Annotated in this window: 16 protein-coding genes; 5 read left to right on the top strand and 11 right to left on the bottom strand. The window is 59.1% G+C overall.

What is annotated here, in order from left to right:
• On the bottom strand, window positions 1–908 hold a 908-nt coding region (locus CBB91_RS10485; protein ID WP_273013996.1), incomplete at its 3' end, for a dihydroorotase.
• A gap of 107 nt (window positions 909–1,015) precedes the next feature.
• On the opposite strand from CBB91_RS10485, the gene CBB91_RS10480 reads away from it, so the two are divergent.
• From CBB91_RS10480 to CBB91_RS10470, 3 genes are all read left to right on the top strand, one after another.
• On the top strand, window positions 1,016–1,828 hold the full coding sequence (locus tag CBB91_RS10480; RefSeq protein WP_273013995.1) for a folate-binding protein: 813 nt from the start codon (window positions 1,016–1,018) through the stop codon (window positions 1,826–1,828).
• On the top strand, window positions 1,821–2,399 hold the full coding sequence (locus CBB91_RS10475; protein ID WP_273013994.1) for a DNA-3-methyladenine glycosylase I: 579 nt from the start codon (window positions 1,821–1,823) through the stop codon (window positions 2,397–2,399). Before CBB91_RS10480 ends, CBB91_RS10475 begins: the two co-directional genes overlap by 8 nt.
• A gap of 436 nt (window positions 2,400–2,835) precedes the next feature.
• Window positions 2,836–3,957, top strand: a complete 1,122-nt coding sequence (locus tag CBB91_RS10470; RefSeq protein ID WP_273013993.1) for a beta-ketoacyl-ACP synthase III — start codon at window positions 2,836–2,838, stop codon at window positions 3,955–3,957.
• A gap of 16 nt (window positions 3,958–3,973) precedes the next feature.
• Here CBB91_RS10470 and CBB91_RS10465 read toward each other — a convergent pair whose 3' ends face one another.
• Entirely contained in the window at window positions 3,974–4,123 is a 150-nt protein-coding gene (locus CBB91_RS10465; RefSeq protein ID WP_162175989.1) for a hypothetical protein, read from the bottom strand.
• Window positions 4,124–4,301: 178 nt separating this feature from the next.
• Here CBB91_RS10465 and CBB91_RS10460 point away from each other — a divergent pair, with 178 nt between their 5' ends.
• On the top strand, window positions 4,302–4,919 hold the full coding sequence (locus CBB91_RS10460) for an HD family hydrolase (RefSeq protein WP_081806168.1): 618 nt from the start codon (window positions 4,302–4,304) through the stop codon (window positions 4,917–4,919).
• Complete coding sequence (locus CBB91_RS10455; protein WP_051602748.1) at window positions 4,919–5,869, top strand: NAD regulator; 951 nt, start codon at window positions 4,919–4,921, stop codon at window positions 5,867–5,869. Before CBB91_RS10460 ends, CBB91_RS10455 begins: the two co-directional genes overlap by 1 nt.
• A 12-nt stretch (window positions 5,870–5,881) precedes the next feature.
• On the opposite strand, the gene CBB91_RS10450 is transcribed toward CBB91_RS10455, so the two are convergent.
• The 9 genes from CBB91_RS10450 to CBB91_RS10410 form a co-directional block, all read right to left on the bottom strand.
• Window positions 5,882–7,294, bottom strand: a complete 1,413-nt coding sequence (locus CBB91_RS10450) for a pitrilysin family protein (RefSeq protein WP_273013991.1) — start codon at window positions 7,292–7,294, stop codon at window positions 5,882–5,884.
• 1 nt (window position 7,295) lies between these two features.
• A complete protein-coding gene (locus CBB91_RS10445; protein ID WP_273013990.1) occupies window positions 7,296–8,651 on the bottom strand; it encodes a pitrilysin family protein in 1,356 nt (451 codons plus the stop codon).
• A gap of 48 nt (window positions 8,652–8,699) precedes the next feature.
• Window positions 8,700–9,191, bottom strand: coding sequence for a DUF3035 domain-containing protein (locus CBB91_RS10440; protein ID WP_035552938.1), 492 nt, complete (start codon window positions 9,189–9,191; stop codon window positions 8,700–8,702).
• Between the two features lie 29 nt (window positions 9,192–9,220).
• A complete protein-coding gene (lspA, locus tag CBB91_RS10435) occupies window positions 9,221–9,748 on the bottom strand; it encodes a signal peptidase II (RefSeq protein WP_035552935.1) in 528 nt (175 codons plus the stop codon).
• A gap of 49 nt (window positions 9,749–9,797) precedes the next feature.
• Window positions 9,798–12,785 carry an isoleucine--tRNA ligase gene (ileS, locus tag CBB91_RS10430; protein ID WP_273013989.1) on the bottom strand — a complete coding sequence of 996 codons (2,988 nt, stop codon included), beginning with the start codon at window positions 12,783–12,785 and terminating at the stop codon, window positions 9,798–9,800.
• Between the two features lie 792 nt (window positions 12,786–13,577).
• Window positions 13,578–14,546 carry a riboflavin biosynthesis protein RibF gene (ribF, locus tag CBB91_RS10425; protein WP_273013988.1) on the bottom strand — a complete coding sequence of 323 codons (969 nt, stop codon included), beginning with the start codon at window positions 14,544–14,546 and terminating at the stop codon, window positions 13,578–13,580.
• Window positions 14,546–14,977, bottom strand: coding sequence for a MaoC family dehydratase (locus tag CBB91_RS10420; RefSeq protein WP_273013987.1), 432 nt, complete (start codon window positions 14,975–14,977; stop codon window positions 14,546–14,548). The genes ribF and CBB91_RS10420 overlap by 1 nt, the downstream gene beginning before the upstream one ends.
• 58 nt (window positions 14,978–15,035) lie before the next feature.
• Complete coding sequence (locus tag CBB91_RS10415) at window positions 15,036–15,887, bottom strand: TIGR01459 family HAD-type hydrolase (RefSeq protein ID WP_035552922.1); 852 nt, start codon at window positions 15,885–15,887, stop codon at window positions 15,036–15,038.
• A 32-nt stretch (window positions 15,888–15,919) separates the two neighbouring features.
• The gene (locus tag CBB91_RS10410; protein ID WP_273013986.1) at window positions 15,920–16,417 is read right to left on the bottom strand and encodes a hypothetical protein; all 498 of its coding nucleotides are present in this window, start codon (window positions 16,415–16,417) and stop codon (window positions 15,920–15,922) included.
• Window positions 16,418–16,462: the final 45 nt, after the last annotated feature.

Genomic DNA, 16,462 nt, shown 5'->3' with positions numbered 1-16,462 from the left:
TCGGTCGCGAGTACATCCACGATCCCGGCATTCAGCGCCCGCCAGAGGGCGTCCTGATGGCGTTGTTCGCGCACGGGCGGGTTCTGCTGGGCAAAGCCTTTGAGGCGCTCATAACAGTCGGGCGCAGCCAGCGTGAGGTGGTTCGGAAGGACTTCCACACTGGCCAGATCCTTCGCATCGCGCAGCAACTCCATTTCCTCAGCGGTGGAGATATGCAGCACGTGGATGCGTTTTCCGGTCTTGCGGGCAAGGCGCAACAAGCGGCGCGTAGAACTGACAGCGGCCTCAACATCGCGAACCACAATATGACTTTGCCAATCCCCCTGCACGGCCAGGCTGCGGCGTTCCTCGAGTCGATACTCGTCTTCCGAGTGGAATGCGGCGCGACGCTTGATAGCGCGCAGCACAGCTTCAACGCCTTCATCGTCCTGGATCAGCAAATCTCCGGTCGACGCGCCCATGAAGACTTTCACACCGCAACAACCGAGCATCTGCTCCATCTCTGGCAACACATCTGTGTTGTCATGTGTCGCGCCGGCATAGAACGCATGATCGGTATCCATCCGGCCCTTCGCGCGGGCCAGCTTGTCAGTCAACGCATCGGGCGTGATCGTGGACGGGTTTGTGTTCGGCATCTCGAACACGGCCACGACGCCGCCCAGCGCGGCAGAGCGAGCTTCTGTTTCGAGGTCGGCCTTGTGCTCCAGTCCCGGTTCCCTGAAGTGAACCTGGCTGTCGATCACACCGGGCAGAATGTGCAGGCCGGTTGCGTCATAGATTTCTCCGGCATCAACGCCGGTCAGGTCGCCGATATGGGCAATACGCTCGCCCTTCACGCCGATGTCGGTTTGCGCCATGCCGCCGGGAGAAACGACGGTGCCGCCTTTCAGGATCAGATCATAGGTCATGGCAAATGGGGTGTGACTCCGCGCGGCCTAAGTCAAGTGTGGTTTTCCCGAGCCTTGAATGGAACGTCGGACTTGAGAAGCCACCTTGCCATACTTACAACAGGCAGATGAAACGCATTCTCCCCCATCGCGCGATCATTCGCCTGACCGGCCCTGACATGCTTCACCTGCTGGGCCGCACTGTCACACACTCCGTCGACAATTGGCAGACGGGTGAGATGCGCTATGGCGCGTTATTGACGCCGCAAGGAAAGGTGATCGCCGATTACCTGGCCATGCTGGCCTTGGAAAACATCTATCTGGATGTTCACGTCGACGCGGCGGATGACCTCGAAAAGCGCCTGAAAATGTTCAGAATGCGCAATGATGTGACGATTGAACGGCTGACCGATGATGTCGTGACCGAAGGGAGTTGGGTGGACGTCAGGTCGCCGCAAATGCCGCATCGCGCAATCACGCCGTCGGGTGTCTCTGGAATCGATATGCCCGAACAGGAATGGCATGCCGCCCGGATCGCAGCCGGCGTTCCGGAATGGGGCTCAGACTATCGCGCAGCGGAAGTTTTCCCGACTGACATCAACATGGATATGATGTCGGGTATCGACTACAAGAAAGGCTGTTTCGTCGGTCAGGAAGTCGCCAGCCGCATGAAGCGCAAGGGCAAGATTCGCAAGCGCACCGTGAAGGTGACGGGTGAGGCCCTGGAAGCGGGCGCAGACATCGTCGCAGGCACCCCCATAGGCAGTCTCACCAGCGTGGCCGGATCAGTTGGACTCGCTCTGATCCGCACGGACCGGCTTGCCAAGGCTGAGCAGGATGGACTGACGTTCACCTGCAACGGCGCNTCTGTGACGTTCGAGCTCACGGAATGGCAACGCGCGGAGGTGGACAGTCACATCGCGGAGCCAGCCGGTGAGTGACACATATCCCTGCGCATGGGCCCCGCCGTCAGACGAGCTCTATCGGACCTATCATGANACCGAATGGGGCGTGCCGGAGCGCGATGGACGCGCGCTCTGGGAGAAACTGCAACTGGACGGCATGCAGGCCGGACTGGCCTGGATCACCATATTGCGCAAGCGCGACAGCATCCGCGAAGAGTTCGACAACTTCGACCCCGAAAAGCTCGCCCGCTGGACGCCCGCCCGCGCAGCCAAAGCGCTGAAAAACCCCGGCATCATCCGGAGCCCCAAAAAGGTCGACGCGGTGATCGGCAATGCTCAGGCATTCCTTGCGATGGAAGAATCAGGTGACAGCTTTTCCGACTATTGCTGGCAAATTGTGGGCGGCCAGCCCATNGTGAACCAGTGGAAACATTTCCGCGATGCGCCCACTCACACCGACTGGTCCGCTGCAATGTCNAAGGATCTCAAGAAACGTGGGTTCAAATTCGTGGGCCCAACGATCNTTTANGCATGGGCNCAGGCAGTTGGCATGGTCAATGACCATGATGTATCCTGTCCNCGACACAAGGCCGTTCAGGAGATGTGATTGATGAAAGCCTCAATGATTGCCGCTGCCCTTCTGGTCGCGGTGCCATTTCTCGCTGGCTGCGCAACGTCTTCAATGGACAAGGCAAACCGCGCCGAAGCCTGGAGCCGCTGCCGGACAGCCCCTGATCCTGANACGCGAGACCGGTGCATAGANACAGAGATCGCGCTGCTTGAAGCGCGGCAGGAGCGAAATGCTGCATCCTACGCCGAAAGAATGAAAGCGGCGGAAGAACGCGAGGCCATAAACGAAGCTCAGGGTCTGCCCCGCGAAGCAGTTCGGGAAACGGTCGATTCCGGGCTACGCGCCCCAAAAGACTAAACAGCCTCGGTACTTGCAAATCACCGGAAGTTGACCAAACTTCCCGCAGACACAAACCATTGTAGAAAAATGCGATAACGGTCTGGGTTATCCGGATCGGACAAAGAGGGCAGGCATGAATACACCAGTCATTTCGGCGACAGGACTCTGGACGCCTCCCAACTCCATTTCCAACAAGGAATTGGTCGACAGCTACAATGTTTGGGCCGACAACTGGAACCGCGAGCGGGAAGCAGATATCGCCGCCGGCCTGCTGGAGCCAAAGACGCACTCATCGGTCGAATTCATCGAAAAGGCGTCCGGNATCAAATCCCGCTATGTGATGGACAAGACNGGCGTTCTGGATCCGGACATCATGGCNCCCCGTATTGCAGAGCGTCCGAACGAGCAGATTTCGGTCCTGGCCGAAATCGCTGTGAANGCCGCCAANGATGCGCTGGAGCGCGCCGGGCGCAAGCCCGAAGACGTGGACGCCGTGATCTGCGCCGCCTCAAACATGCAGCGCGCCTATCCTGCCATGGCCGTGGAAATNCAGGACGCGCTTGGATGTGGCGGTTTCGCATTCGACATGAACGTCGCCTGCTCTTCCGCAACCTTCGGCATCCAGACCGCAGCAGACTTCGTGCGCTCTGGCAGCGCCAAATCCGTCCTCATGGTCAACCCGGAAATCTGCTCGGGGCATCTGAATTTTACGGATCGCGACAGCCACTTCATCTTCGGCGACGTCGCAACGGCTGTCCTGGTGGAAGATGTCAGCATAGCGCCGGTCGGCCATTGGAAAATTCTCGGCACCAAGCTGAAGACGCAGTTTTCGAATAATATCCGGAACAATTTCGGCTTCCTGAACCGCGCCGCACCGGAAGGCATTGACGCGCCAGACAAGCTGTTTGTTCAGGAAGGGCGCAAAGTGTTCAAGGAAGTGGTGCCAATGGTTGCCACGATGATTGGGGAACAACTGGGCGAACTGAACATCGCCCCAACCGATTTGCGCCGCATGTGGTTGCATCAAGCGAACGCAAACATGAACCGCCTGATCTCGTCAAAGGTCTTGGGGAGAGAAGCAACCGATGAGGAAAGCCCGACCGTGCTGGACACCTATGCCAACACGTCTTCGGCCGGTTCCATCATCGCCTTCCACAAATATTCAGGCGACTTCAAGCCCGGCGATCGCGGTTTGATCTGCTCTTTCGGAGCCGGTTATTCCGCCGGAACCGTATTTGTGGAGAAAACGGCCTGAATCAGGCCCGGCCGGACTAATCGTCCAGATCATCCATGAACATGTCGCCCCAGAGGATTTCCTTGCTGGCGCGAACGGCTTCAACGACAACAATGCTGCACCCTATCAGCAGGACCCCGAACGCAATGGTTTGGGAAGATACAACAGTCGTCAAAGAATCCAGCATGGTCACCTCACTTGCAGGAAAGGCGGCGAATCTCTGAACGCGGCCCTTGTTCATGAGACCCTTTTGCCCCAAACGCCTTAACAGCGCATTTGCCGATTGGGGCCAAAAAGGGACGAGTTCGTAACCGGAATGCCCTCGTTTCTTTACCTGTGTTTCCAAAGCTTTAAATAAGGTGGTGATGACCTCTCGCGTGAAGCAATCTGTTAAGGCCCCCCGCGTCTGGCAACGCATGTTGTCGGGTCGACGGCTTGACCTGGCCGACCCATCCCCAATGGATGTGGAAATCGAAGATATTGCCCACGGCCTTGCCCGGGTTGCCCGATGGAACGGGCAAACACGCGGTGAACACGCATTCTCAGTGGCCGAACATTCTGTTCTGGTTGAAGATATCTGCCGCCGCCTTCAACCTGACCTGACACCGCAGCAACGCCTGACGGCGCTACTTCATGATAGTCCTGAATACGTGATTGGCGACATGATATCGCCCTTCAAGGCGCTACTGGGTGAAAGCTACAAGACCATCGAGGCCCGCCTGCAGGAAGCGATCCACATCCGCTTTGGCCTGCGGCCTGTTACTCCACAGAAGCTGAAGCGCCTGATCAAGAAAGCCGACCTCATCTGCGCCTGGGCAGAAGCGATTCAACTGGCGGGTTTCTCCGAAGACGAAGCAAACCGCTTGTTTGGAAAGCCGCCTGAAGGAACCAAGCTGAAACTTTCTCCGAAAGCGGTTCCAGATGCGCAAGCCGCGTTCATGAAGCGCTACGCACAGATCAACAAATTGCTGGAGCCCTCCTGATGCCGCTGTCATCGCCTTTGCTCATTGGACTGTCCGCCGTGATGGTTGCTGTCGAAGGCGACGCCCCCCGCGTATTGATCACCCAGCGCGAGACGGGCGAAGACGCCCTGCCCTTTGGTGCATTTGACCCGGACCGCCATCGCACGTTTGACCTGTCATTGCGGGGCTGGGTGCGTGAGCAAACCGGCTTTGAACTCGGCTATGTCGAGCAACTCTACACGTTTGGGGACAAGGATCGCGAAACCCCCGAAGCCACTCTGGCAGATTCAGCCCCGAATGCGCGCGTCATTTCGGTTGGCTACCTCGCCCTGACCCCAGAGCCCCGCCCCGCGGATGATTCCTTCGAGGCGCGGTGGCACTCCTGGTATCGATATTTTCCGTGGGAAGATCATCGCAGTGGCCGTCCAGCGCTGATCGATGCACACATTGCGCCCCGCCTGATGACGTGGGCCGCCGGGAATGAACGTCGGTTGGAACGTGCCCGCGCTGCTTTCGCTCTGGATGGAATCCGGTGGATTGAGGAGCGCGTTCTGGATCGTTACGAATTGCTNTATGAGGCCGGGCTTGTCATCGAATGCGCGCGCGATGCTGGCCTGCCAGAACCGGATGTCCGCCTCGGCGAGCCAATGGCCTCGGATCACCGGCGTATTCTGGCCACAGCAATTTCTCGTTTGCGCGGCAAGATCAAATACCGTCCAGTCGTATTCGAATTGATGCCAGACAAATTCACACTGTCGTCACTTCAGCGCGCCGTTGAGGGGATTCTGGGTCTGTCCCTGCACACACAGAATTTCCGGCGCGCTCTGGACAAGACCGGCTTTGTTATCGGAACCGGCGCAATGGAAACCAGCACCGGCGGCCGACCGGCGGAGCTCTATCGATACAATCGGGAGAGCGTGTTTGATGCGGCAACGACCGGCCTGTCCGCACCCCGAAAGACTGCGGACTAGGCCGGGCAATCGCTATTCCAGCCCTTCGGGCTGCCCCACGACAATGAAGCTGAGCCGATCTGGCTGCAGATATTCAGCGGCGACGCGATTTACGTCTTCCAGTGTCACTGCCTCGATCAACGCATTGCGACGGTCGAAATAGTCCACACCCAGATCATCCTGACGCACGCCCATCATCTGGCCCGCAATCTTGGCGTTGGAATCAAACGCCAGCGGATACGACCCCGTCAGATACGCCTTGGCATCTGCCAGTTCTTCAGCGGTAACGCCTTGCTCTGCGATCAAGGCGGTCTCTTCTTTCAGCGCCGCAACAAACTCCCCAACGCTTTCGTTCCGCGTTTGACCGCCACCGCCCCAGTTCTGATACTTCTCATCATAGGACAGGCCGGTATAGACGCCATAAGTCAGCCCCTTCTGGACACGAAGCGATTCCATCAGACGACTGCCAAATCCACCGCCACCATAGGTGTAGTTCAGCACATAGGCCGTAAAGAAGTCCGGATGCTCCCGCTCCAGACCCGGCGCCAGAAAACGCACAAGGCTCTGAGGCTGGGGCAGGTCAATGACAATCGTGTCGAATTTGTCCTCAGCCGTGAACGCGATCTTCGGCGTTTTCGGCAGGTCGCTGCTTTCAGGCAGGGGCGCTGCGACCGCATCAATCATCGGTGCCAACTCTTCCGGCGTGACAGCGCCAACTGCCGTCACGATAAGCCGATCCTTCACCATCAGCTTGCGCATATGCGCCTTTGCGAGTTCAGGCGTCAGCGCAGCAACGCTTTCGGCGGAAATTTCTCGCGCATAAGGATGCTCCGGGTAAAGCGCTGCAGCCTCTGCCCGGCCCGCGAGATAACGCGCATTGGTTTCGCGCGTATTCAGCGAAACTTCCTGCTCACGCACGAACCTGGCAAATGGGCCTTCATCGAACCGGGGCGCTTCAAACGCCATCGCCACCAGGTCCATCGCATCCGTGGCATTATCCGTCAGCATGGATGCGGAACAGGATGTCCACTCATTGGACGCGCTGCACCCGAAGCTCATATTGAGCTCTTCCATCCGCGTCTGGAACGCCAGCGAATCGAGATCACCCGCGCCTTCGTTCATGTGATAGGCCACGGCATCCGCCAGCCCTTCGAGGCCATCCGGGTCTGCCGCTTCGCCACCCTCCCAGGCCATCGCAACCGACAGGATCGGAATGGACGGTTCAGAAACCAACCAGACCGACACACCGCCTGGCGTCGTGAATTGCTGGATCTCGGCAAAATCGCCTTCATGAACGACGACATCCAGGCCTGCGTCATCCGCACTCGCCTCGACAGGCGGTGCAACCGCCGTAATTTCTGCGTCCGTTTGCGCGGGCTCGACTGACGCACATGCTGCAACCCCCAGTCCGAGGGCAGCACCGATGATGAGGTCAAAAGGTTTCATCTCAGAATTCTCCCTCTGCTGGCAGCAGGTGTGCTTCGATGTAGTGGCGATCCGCGCCAAATACTTCGCGGACGGCGGCGATTGCCTGCTCCGTGGTAATGGCCCGCATGGCATCCGGATAGTTCAGAACGTCATCAATTGAACCGCCGAGCGCCAGTGTTGATCCAAATGTATTCGCCATGTTGGATTGGCTGTCTCGGGCATAAATGGCCTGAGCCGCCAGCTTGTTGCGAGCCCGCTCGACTTCAGCGTCCGTGAAGCCTTCGGCCAGAACCTTCTCAACCTCTGCCATCACAGCGGCTTCGAGATCCTCCAGTGATACGCCCGGTGCCGGGCTCGCCATAATCACGGCAGGGCCTTCATCATGCAGCGTGGTCCAGGCGAAAGTGTTGGCGTTGATCGCGAGCTGCTGGCCTTCCACAAGCGACTGATAGAGACGGCTTGTCATGCCGCCGCCCAGCACTTCCAGGCCGACATCCAGCGCATAGGACAGGTCTCGATCACGCGTTTCAGACGTGCCGGAGTAATAGCGACTCCAGCTCGGCTGACGCACTTTCGGATCGGAATAGACCAGTTCCTTCGTCTCGCTTAGCGGCGGAACCGGCGCCCATTTGCGGTCACCGTGTGCCGTTCCAGTCGGCTCAATCGCGCCATAATGCTCTTCGGCCAGCGCCCGAACTTCGTCAGGTGTCACATCACCGGCCACNACNAGNATCGCATTCTCGGGGCTGTAATACTCCTTGTAGAAGCTCATCCCGTCTTCCGGGGTCAGCGCCGCGACTTCGTCCATCTTGCCGATGACCGTGATCTCGTATGGATGGCCCTTCCAGAGTTCCGACAGGACCATTTCCTGCAGGATNACGCCGGGATTGTTGTCGATNCGCTGGCGACGCTCTTCCTTCACCACATCGCGCTCGGAAATGAACGGACCGTTCGGATCGTCATTGATGATCAGATCGGTCATGCGCTCGGCTTCGAGTGCCATCATCGTGCCGAGGTGCTGCTTCGCNACGCGCTCGAAATAGGCCGTGTAGTCCCAGCTGGTGAACGCATTGCTGACGCCGCCATTGCGCGAGACGATGTCGTCGAACTCACCCGGCGCAAGGTCGTCTGTTTCCTTGAACATGACGTGTTCGAAGAGGTGTGCGATGCCGGACTTGCCTTCGGCCTCGTCCACGGCGCCAACCTTGTACCAGACCATATGCGTCACGACCGGTGCGCGGTGGTCCGGCACAACGACGACTTCCATCCCATTGTCGAGGCTGAACACGCTGGGTGACCAGGTGCTTTCTTCCGCAACGGCGCTGGAGGCGAAAACCGAGAGCGCGACAAGCCCCCCGGTGAGTATCCGTTTCATGGGCTTGTTTCCTCTCAGGTTTTCTTCAGACGCATGGTTCTGATTTTATCAGGTTCCCGGCAGCTTGATGCGTGGGCCTTCGCTGGAGCGCTCAATCACGACGGGGTTCCCGCCGGTCGCATTGTCCAGCGCGATCTCTTCTGCCGCCTCGTCATCGCTGCGCCAGAACAAGATCCGGTCCGCAATGCTGGTCGATTTGCGGATCGTCTTGGTCTCTTCATAGTCGACCTGGGTGCGAATGATCGGATCAACCGCGTTCGCGCCCGCTGCAGCCACGAGAGCCTTTTCAGACGCGCTGGCATTCCGGCCGATCGTCGCGCCAAATGCCGCCGTGGTTTCCGTGCGTGAGCCATCCAGTTCAGGTGGCAGGGCACCACCTGCAGAAGGCGGACGCAGCTTGTAGTTCGGCGGAACGGTCAGCGGAGACATGGTGACAACGCGGAACTCGTCCGGCGTACGCTGGCCACCGCCAGAAGATGTACAGGCCGTTGACGCAACCAATGCGGCACCGGCCGCCATCAGGAACAACTGTTTTTTCATATCAGGGCGTCCTCGCCATCACGATTAAACTACTCAGACTGTGTCTTAGCCTGTTTCCGGCCCGACAGTAAGAACTGGTCGACAAACAGCAAGACCGCGCCAACACTAATTGCAGCGTCAGCCACATTGAAGACCCACGGAAAGTATAGGTCGCTGGCATTGATGAAGTCCACGACGGCTCCGAACCGAACCCGGTCGATGAGATTTCCAAAGGCCCCGCCGACGACCATCGCCAGCGACAGCTTCAACAGCCAGTTGCTGGCGTGGCGCACCAGCCAGTACAGAAAGCCGAGCGCGATTACCAGCATCACCAGGGCAAGCAACCAGCGGCCAATGCCTTCAGACTGGAACATGCCGTAGCTCATGCCGCGGTTCCACAACATGGTCAGGTCAATCGGCCCCGGCAGCGGGACATGCCCACACTGATAGGGGTTATCCAGGCAAGCCAGGGCGTTGAACCGAGGATCCTTCAGAATCAGCCATTTGGACCATTGGTCCGCCAGCAGGAACACTGGAATGAGCGCCGGGGCCCAGAGATTGGCAAGTTTCAGTTTCATGCCGAGCAGATTGCAGCTTCAGCCCTGCCAATCAAGCGATTCCCCGCACTCATCCGTGAACCTTGTCCCAGGCCTTTACGGTCAGCGCGTCACGCGGCGTAATGTCCGGGAAGGCCGGGTCAGCCGTGGATGGGTCGAAATACTTCCAGCTACGGCGACATTTGATGCCGTCTGCCTTCTCCGGGTACACGACCACGCCGTCGGTATCGTCGAGCGTGAACCCGCCGCCATTTCCGTTGGACGTGTGGATCAGCTCTGCGCCGGACGTGATGAAGATGTCGGCGGCGCTCTCACCCTTGAAGGCATCAATCAGGGCCTGGTCCGCGATATGCACTTTCGGCGCAGCTTCCAGAGACGCACCAATCCGCTTCTCGCGGCGCTCCACTTCCAGCGCACCGGTCACGACGCGGCGGACGGTGAAGATCTTTGCCCAGCGCGCGGCCAGCACGTCATCCTTCCAGCCTTCCGGCGTTTCTGCGAATTGCAGCAGATGCACAGATTCAGCCCGGTCCTTCAGATGGCTTTCAAGAAACGCCTCTTCCATCGTGAACGGCATGACCGGAGCCAGCCATGTCAGCAGGCGTTCCAGCACAGCCGCCATGACTGTGCGTGCGGCGCGGCGGCGATTGCCAAAGACAGCCGTGTCCTTGTCCCAGGCTGATTGCGTATCGAAGCGCGGGTCGCAGTACAGGCTATCCTTGCGGATATCGAAATAGACCGCAGACAGATCGACGCCGCAGAAATTGATCAACAGCGCCATGACACGCTTGAAGTCGTATACGTTATAAGCCGCACGGATCTGGCCATCGAGTTCGGCAAGGCGGTGAAGCACCCAGCGCTCAAGGCTCGGCATTTCGTCACGCGGCAGGGCTTCGGCCTCGCTCCACCCATCCAGCGCGCCCAGCAGGTAACGCACCGTATTGCGCAGCTTGCGATAGGTCTCGACCGATCCCTTGATGATCTCGTCAGAGATTCGCAGGTCTTCAGTATAGTCGCCCGAGGCCGTCCAGATACGGAGGATTTCGATGCCGTACTGTTTCTGGATTTCCTGCGGCTCGATCGTGTTGCCGATNGATTTCGACATCTTCTTGCCNTCNGCATCCACGATNAAGCCNTGCGTNAGNACCTGCTTGTANGGNGCNATACCGCGTGTTGCACAGCTCTCCAGCAGGGACGACTGGAACCAGCCGCGATGCTGGTCAGAGCCTTCCATATAGAGATCCGCCTGCCCGGTCTCCGGGTCGATGATACCGCGCTCGCGCAGGGCNAAGGCATGCGTCGTGCCGGAGTCGAACCAGACGTCCAGAACGTCCGTCACCTTGTCCCAATCACCCGAATCCAGACCGAGCGGCGACAGGAAGTCTTCCGCAGGCGTATCGAACCATGCTTCGACGCCACCCTGTGCGATCGCCGCTTTGATGGCTTCGTTCAGTTGCTCTGCCTGATCGGCAGCCAGCGCGGCCGTGTGCGGCTGGCCATCCTTGTTGACGAAAATCGTGATCGGAACGCCCCAATTGCGTTGGCGGCTGATCAGCCAGTCCGGGCGTCCTTCCACCATTGCCTGCAGGCGATTGCGGCCAACAGCGGGGAAGAATTCGGTATCTTCAATGGCTTTCAGCGCATTCTCGCGCAGCGTCTTGCCGTTCGGGCCGGGCTTGTCCATCGAGATGAACCATTGCGGCGTCGCCCGGCGGATGACCGGCGCCTTGGAGCGCCAGGAATGCGCATCGCGGATCGTCGTCATGCCACGTGCGAGCAGGTTTCCACTCTCTGCCAGCAATTTGATGACTTCTGGGTTCGCCTTGCCCTGCTCGCCCCGCTTCTTGCCGGACGTGCGGATGATGTCGAGCCCCTGCAGCGCGGCCGGAAGCTCCTGGTGCTGATAGGCTCCATCCGGGTTCACGATGTCGCGAATGTCAGACGCCTTGCGCCCGGACGCGATCCAGACATTGAAGTCGTCCTCACCATGCGCCGGCGCCGTATGCACAAAGCCCGTACCGGCATCATCTGTAACATGATCGCCCGCGAGCAATGGCACCTCATGTTGGAAGAACGCGTCCACACCAGCCAGTGGATGAGTCAACGAGCCGAGCGTCGCCGGGTCCACGTCTTCAACACGTTTGAAGCCAGTCACCTTGGCGGCGTCGAGGACATCTTTTGCCAGCTTGTCCGCAAGGATCAGCTTGTCGCCCGTCGCGGCGTACGGAGGAAAGCCAAGCTCTTCCTCGCTCATCACGGTCTCGACTTCGTAGAGCCCGTAAGAAATGTCGGTGCTGTAGGANACGGCCTGATTGGCTGGGATCGTCCACGGTGTCGTGGTCCAGATGACNAGCTCTGCACCATCATNACGCGACGGGATGCCAAACTTCACCCAGATCACCGGCACCTTGCGGTCGTGGTATTCCACTTCCGCTTCCGCCAGCGCCGTGCGTTCCACCGGGCTCCACATGATCGGCTTGGCGCCGCGCACCAGCGTGCCGCCCATTGCCATGCGCAGGAACTCGCCCACNATGGAGGCTTCGCTTTCGAATTTCATCGTCAGGTACGGATTGTCCCACTCACCCTCAATGCCGAGATTGCGGAACTCTGCCTTCTGTACGTCCACCCATTTGCCGGCATAGGCGCGGCAAGCGGCGCGGAAGTCTCCNGGCGCGACATCATCCTTGGTCTTGCCCTTGGAGCGGAACTCCTCTTCCACCTTCCATTCGATCGGCANGCCGTGGCAGTCCCATCCCGGCAGGTAAGAGGCATCAAGACCNGTCATCTGGTGCGAGCGCACGATGATGTCCTTGACGATCTTGTTCATCGCCGTGCCGAGGTGAATGTGGCCATTCGCATAGGGCGGGCCATCATGCAGGATCCACGGNTTNGCCCCGCGCGCCTTCGCATCGGCGCGAAGNTTTTCGTACAGCTTCAGCTCATCCCAGCGCTTGATCCAGTCGGGCTCGCGCTTGGGCAGGCCGCCCCGCATCGGAAACTCGGTGGCAGGCAGAAACAGCGTGTCGCGATAATCGCGGTCGGTCAGGGAATCGGTCATGTCGGGCCTATGGCAGTTTTGGCGTGTTTTACGGAAATGCCGGGCAATGGCCACGGCTTTTTTTCATGCGTTCAGAGCATGGGCTCCCGGCTTCGCGGCCCCGTTCGTTCCGGGTCAGCGCGCAGCCGGGCGGCTAATTCGAATGCAGTCTATCCGTGCCATGCGATTTCCGTAGCAGGCTCGTCTTAACGAGTCACTATTGCCATTCAGCGGTGGTTTGCGTTTCCGCCAGATTGGCCAGGCGTTCNGACACCTTGCCACAAAGCGTACGGAACACGTTCATGTTCTCGATCATGTTGTCCCAGGCGATGCCGTGGTCGAGGATGACATAGCGCGACACACGCACCTTCTGCGCATCGGATTTGTAAAGGGAGATTGCGGGATAATCGCGGTCTATTCCCGCAATCACCTGCTCGCTNACCGNTGAGCCATAGACCGCCATGAACTCCAGTCCGCGGCAATCGCTGCCATCCGGCAGCGCGCAGACGGCATAAGCNCCGAAGGTCAAACCGTCCTCGAACTCGCCGAACACGAAAGGTGCGCCATCGCCTGTGCGCCCCGCCGCGATAAAGGTCGCGCCGACCTCATCCAGCATCAGACGCAGATCGTCCATCGTCACCGTCTTGATGATCTGGATTGGCTCCAGCAAGGCCGGATCGATAGTCCCGGCTTCTGGCACAGGCGGATCCATCGTCCCCGGATCCGCGCTCGCTATTGGTACAGCCGCAAGGCCAATCCCCGCGGCGATCAAACACTTCAACATGGTCGTCCCTCAAACCAGTGCTTCAGTTTCTAGAAAGTGATTGTGGCGGCGNCTGGGCAACACTCCAAGTAGAATNAGGCTGCCGCCAGACGTTGCTTTGCNTCTATNACGTCCTTGCCCATCTGCACCACCATGGCATCCAGGCTCTCAAAATGCAGCTCTGGCCGCATGTAAGAGATTATCTGAACCTCCATCCACCGACCGTAAATGTCGCCATCAAAGTCGAAGATGTGCGCCTCCAGCAGCGGATCGCGCAGACCCGTGGTTGGCGTGCGTCCAAAATTGGCGACACCTGGCAACCATTCACCCGCCCGATCGATGCGAACCCGCACCGCGTACACGCCGTACTTGGGATGGATCAGCTCGCCCAGGCTCGTATTGGCGGTCGGGTAGCCGAACTTCCGGCCATTTTGCTCGCCCTTGATAACCGGGCCATCAGCAACCCATACCTGCCCCAGGATCTGCGCCGCCAGTTCAGGCTCCCCGGCCCGCAATGCCTGGCGGATCGCTGTTGAAGAGGCTTTCTCATCTTCGTTCTGGACTTCGTCGACAATGGTCACGCCAAAACCAAGTGCGCGCCCAAGACTGGCCAGGCGCTGCGCATGGCCCATACGTCCCCGGCCAAAGCGGTAATCAAAGCCGACAGACACATGGCTGACGCCAAGGCCATCGACCAGAACTTCGCGCACGAACTCCTCATCGGTCTTGGACGCCATTTCGCCATTGAAAGGCAGTTCAAACACAGAGTCTGCGCCTTCAGCCAAGATCGCAGCATTGCGGCGCTCCGGGCGGAAAATGCGGAAAGGTGGGTCTTGCGGGCGAAAATANGCGTGCGGGGGCGGCTCGAACGTGGCCACAGAGAAATTGCCGGCTCCTGCCTCTCTTGCCGCCGCCATCACAGCCTTGTGGCCCGCATGCAGCCCATCGAAATTGCCAAGGGCAATCGATGCACCACGCGCCCGTTCCGGCAGGCCTCGATANTCGGCGAAAACGCCCATCAATCCTCCCGNCGCGGNGCAACCACTTCCGCTTCACCTGTGATCACGCGCTTGCCATCGACAATNCAGGAGACCTTCAGCGTCACGCGGTTACCGCGATCTTTCTTCTCGGCCACTTCTGCCCGCACAGTCACCTCATCACCAATGTGAACCGGGCGCTTGAANCGCATGGAGAGCCCNACAAAGATCGCGCCNGGNCCTGGCANATTGTTGCCCAGAATGCCGGAGATGTAGCTCGCTGTCAGNGCACCATGCGCGATGCGCTTGCCGAACACCGTTTTCGCGGCGAACTCGTCTGACATGTGCAGAGGGTTGAAGTCGCCAGACACTTCGGCAAAGCGCTGGATATCGTTTTCGGTGATCACGTGCACCGTCTCATGAGACATGCCGACATCGAGATCTTCGTACTTGTAACCGGTGAACTCACTCATCCCGTTTGGGCTCCTGATTGCTTTTCGGCAGTTTGGTTACACGCTGCAGCGCAACACGTCACCATCTGAGGCCAGTCATCGCATAGGTCGCCTGCTCGCCATAATCGGCCAGAAGGTCTGCGACCTCCGCTTCAAAATTGTCGCCATGCTCCTTCAGGCCGGTGCCAACATAGAGGCCGTGAAAGCCTTGAAGCCGCGCACCGCGCATGTCCGTCGTTGGGCTGTCGCCTATACACAGCACGCGGGATTTGTTCGCTGCGGCATCGCCAAGCCGCTCAACCGCCAGATCATATATCGCCGCGTGAGGCTTGCCCGGATAGATGACATTGCCGCCAAGATCCTCATAGATTTCCGCCAGCGCGCCGGCGCACCAATGCAGGCGTCCACCGATTCTCACTTGCTTGTCCGGATTGGCGCAAATCATGGGAATGTTGCGATCAATCCCCTGTCTTAGCGTGTCCGTATAATCGCTGGGGTGGTCATTCAGTGAATCGCGCAAACCGATACAGAGCAGCACGTCCGATTCGTCCGGCTCGCCGAATTTCAGGTCCAGTCCCTGATACAGGTATGGGTCGCGTTCCCAGCGGGCATTCGCCCCCATCGCCCAGAACACCTTGTCTGTGCGCTTGCTCAATTCCGCACGGGTCGCATCGCCTGAAGATACGCAATCGTCGTAGGCATCCGCTGGAACGCCCAGTGGCTCGAAATAGTCAATGACCTGCTGTTTCGGGACAGGTGCGTTCGTAATCAGGCAAACCTTTCCGCCCTTGGACCGATAGGTCACCAGCGCGTCGCAAGCCTCGTCGAATTTGGCGCGGCCATTGTGAATGACCCCCCAGACGTCGCACAGAACGGCATCATACTTGTCCGCGATGTCGGACAAGCCGCCCGGAAATTTCAAATCTGTCATACATATGGACCTATGCCCGGCCAGTGAGGCGGTCAATCGCCAAATCCGCAGGCTGACGCAGGCAATGGATGGAGACGCCAGTGAACGGCCGTTGGAATGGAAATGGAATGCGCAAGAAAGCAGCCTTTGACACGCGTCATGTGGCCGAAACCGTCTTCAGAAATCAGCTCTGGCGCGTAGTTGCAGGACAGCAAGTTTGCGGCATGGGTTTCGGGGTCGCCCATCAGCACTTCCAGGATCATGTGATTGGACCCCGTTCCGATCATGACCGTATCGGCTTCCACGCCGCCGAATTCGCACCCTTCCAGGTTGGCTGCACTGCCATCTGAGTTCAGCAGGTTGGGTTCCAGTTCCGGCGAAATGCGGAGGTCCAGAAGGACGACACCTTCTGTCATGGCTTGCAACGCGTCCGGCGCCTCGAACTCAGCTGGCCCCGGCAATTCCACCGTGATGCGCTGAACCATTTGAGGCTCGGCCGCCGCTGCGCGACAAAGGGCGACTACCGGAATACAAAACGCGACAAATCTCATACCGTCCTCCACCAATTGGAGGCATCGGACCGCATCAATGAGGCA

Origin of the sequence: Hyphomonas sp. TMED31 (assembly GCF_002172815.1) — a bacterium.
Classification (GTDB): domain Bacteria; phylum Pseudomonadota; class Alphaproteobacteria; order Caulobacterales; family Hyphomonadaceae; genus Hyphomonas; species Hyphomonas atlantica.
Note: the sequence above shows the minus strand (reverse complement) of the source record. Positions and strands in the feature narration are given on the sequence as shown.

Bases quoted from the DNA above. Each gene is read 5' to 3' on its own strand.
- CBB91_RS10465 (WP_162175989.1), bottom strand. From the start codon at position 4,123: ATGCTGGATTCTTTGACGACTGTTGTATCTTCCCAAACCATTGCGTTC.
- CBB91_RS10460 (WP_081806168.1), top strand. From the start codon at position 4,302: ATGACCTCTCGCGTGAAGCAATCTGTTAAGGCCCCCCGCGTCTGGCAA.
- CBB91_RS10450 (WP_273013991.1), bottom strand. From the start codon at position 7,294: ATGAAACCTTTTGACCTCATCATCGGTGCTGCCCTCGGACTGGGGGTT.
- CBB91_RS10440 (WP_035552938.1), bottom strand. From the start codon at position 9,191: ATGAAAAAACAGTTGTTCCTGATGGCGGCCGGTGCCGCATTGGTTGCG.
- lspA (WP_035552935.1), bottom strand. From the start codon at position 9,748: ATGAAACTGAAACTTGCCAATCTCTGGGCCCCGGCGCTCATTCCAGTG.
- CBB91_RS10415 (WP_035552922.1), bottom strand. From the start codon at position 15,887: ATGACAGATTTGAAATTTCCGGGCGGCTTGTCCGACATCGCGGACAAG.
- CBB91_RS10410 (WP_273013986.1), bottom strand. From the start codon at position 16,417: ATGAGATTTGTCGCGTTTTGTATTCCGGTAGTCGCCCTTTGTCGCGCA.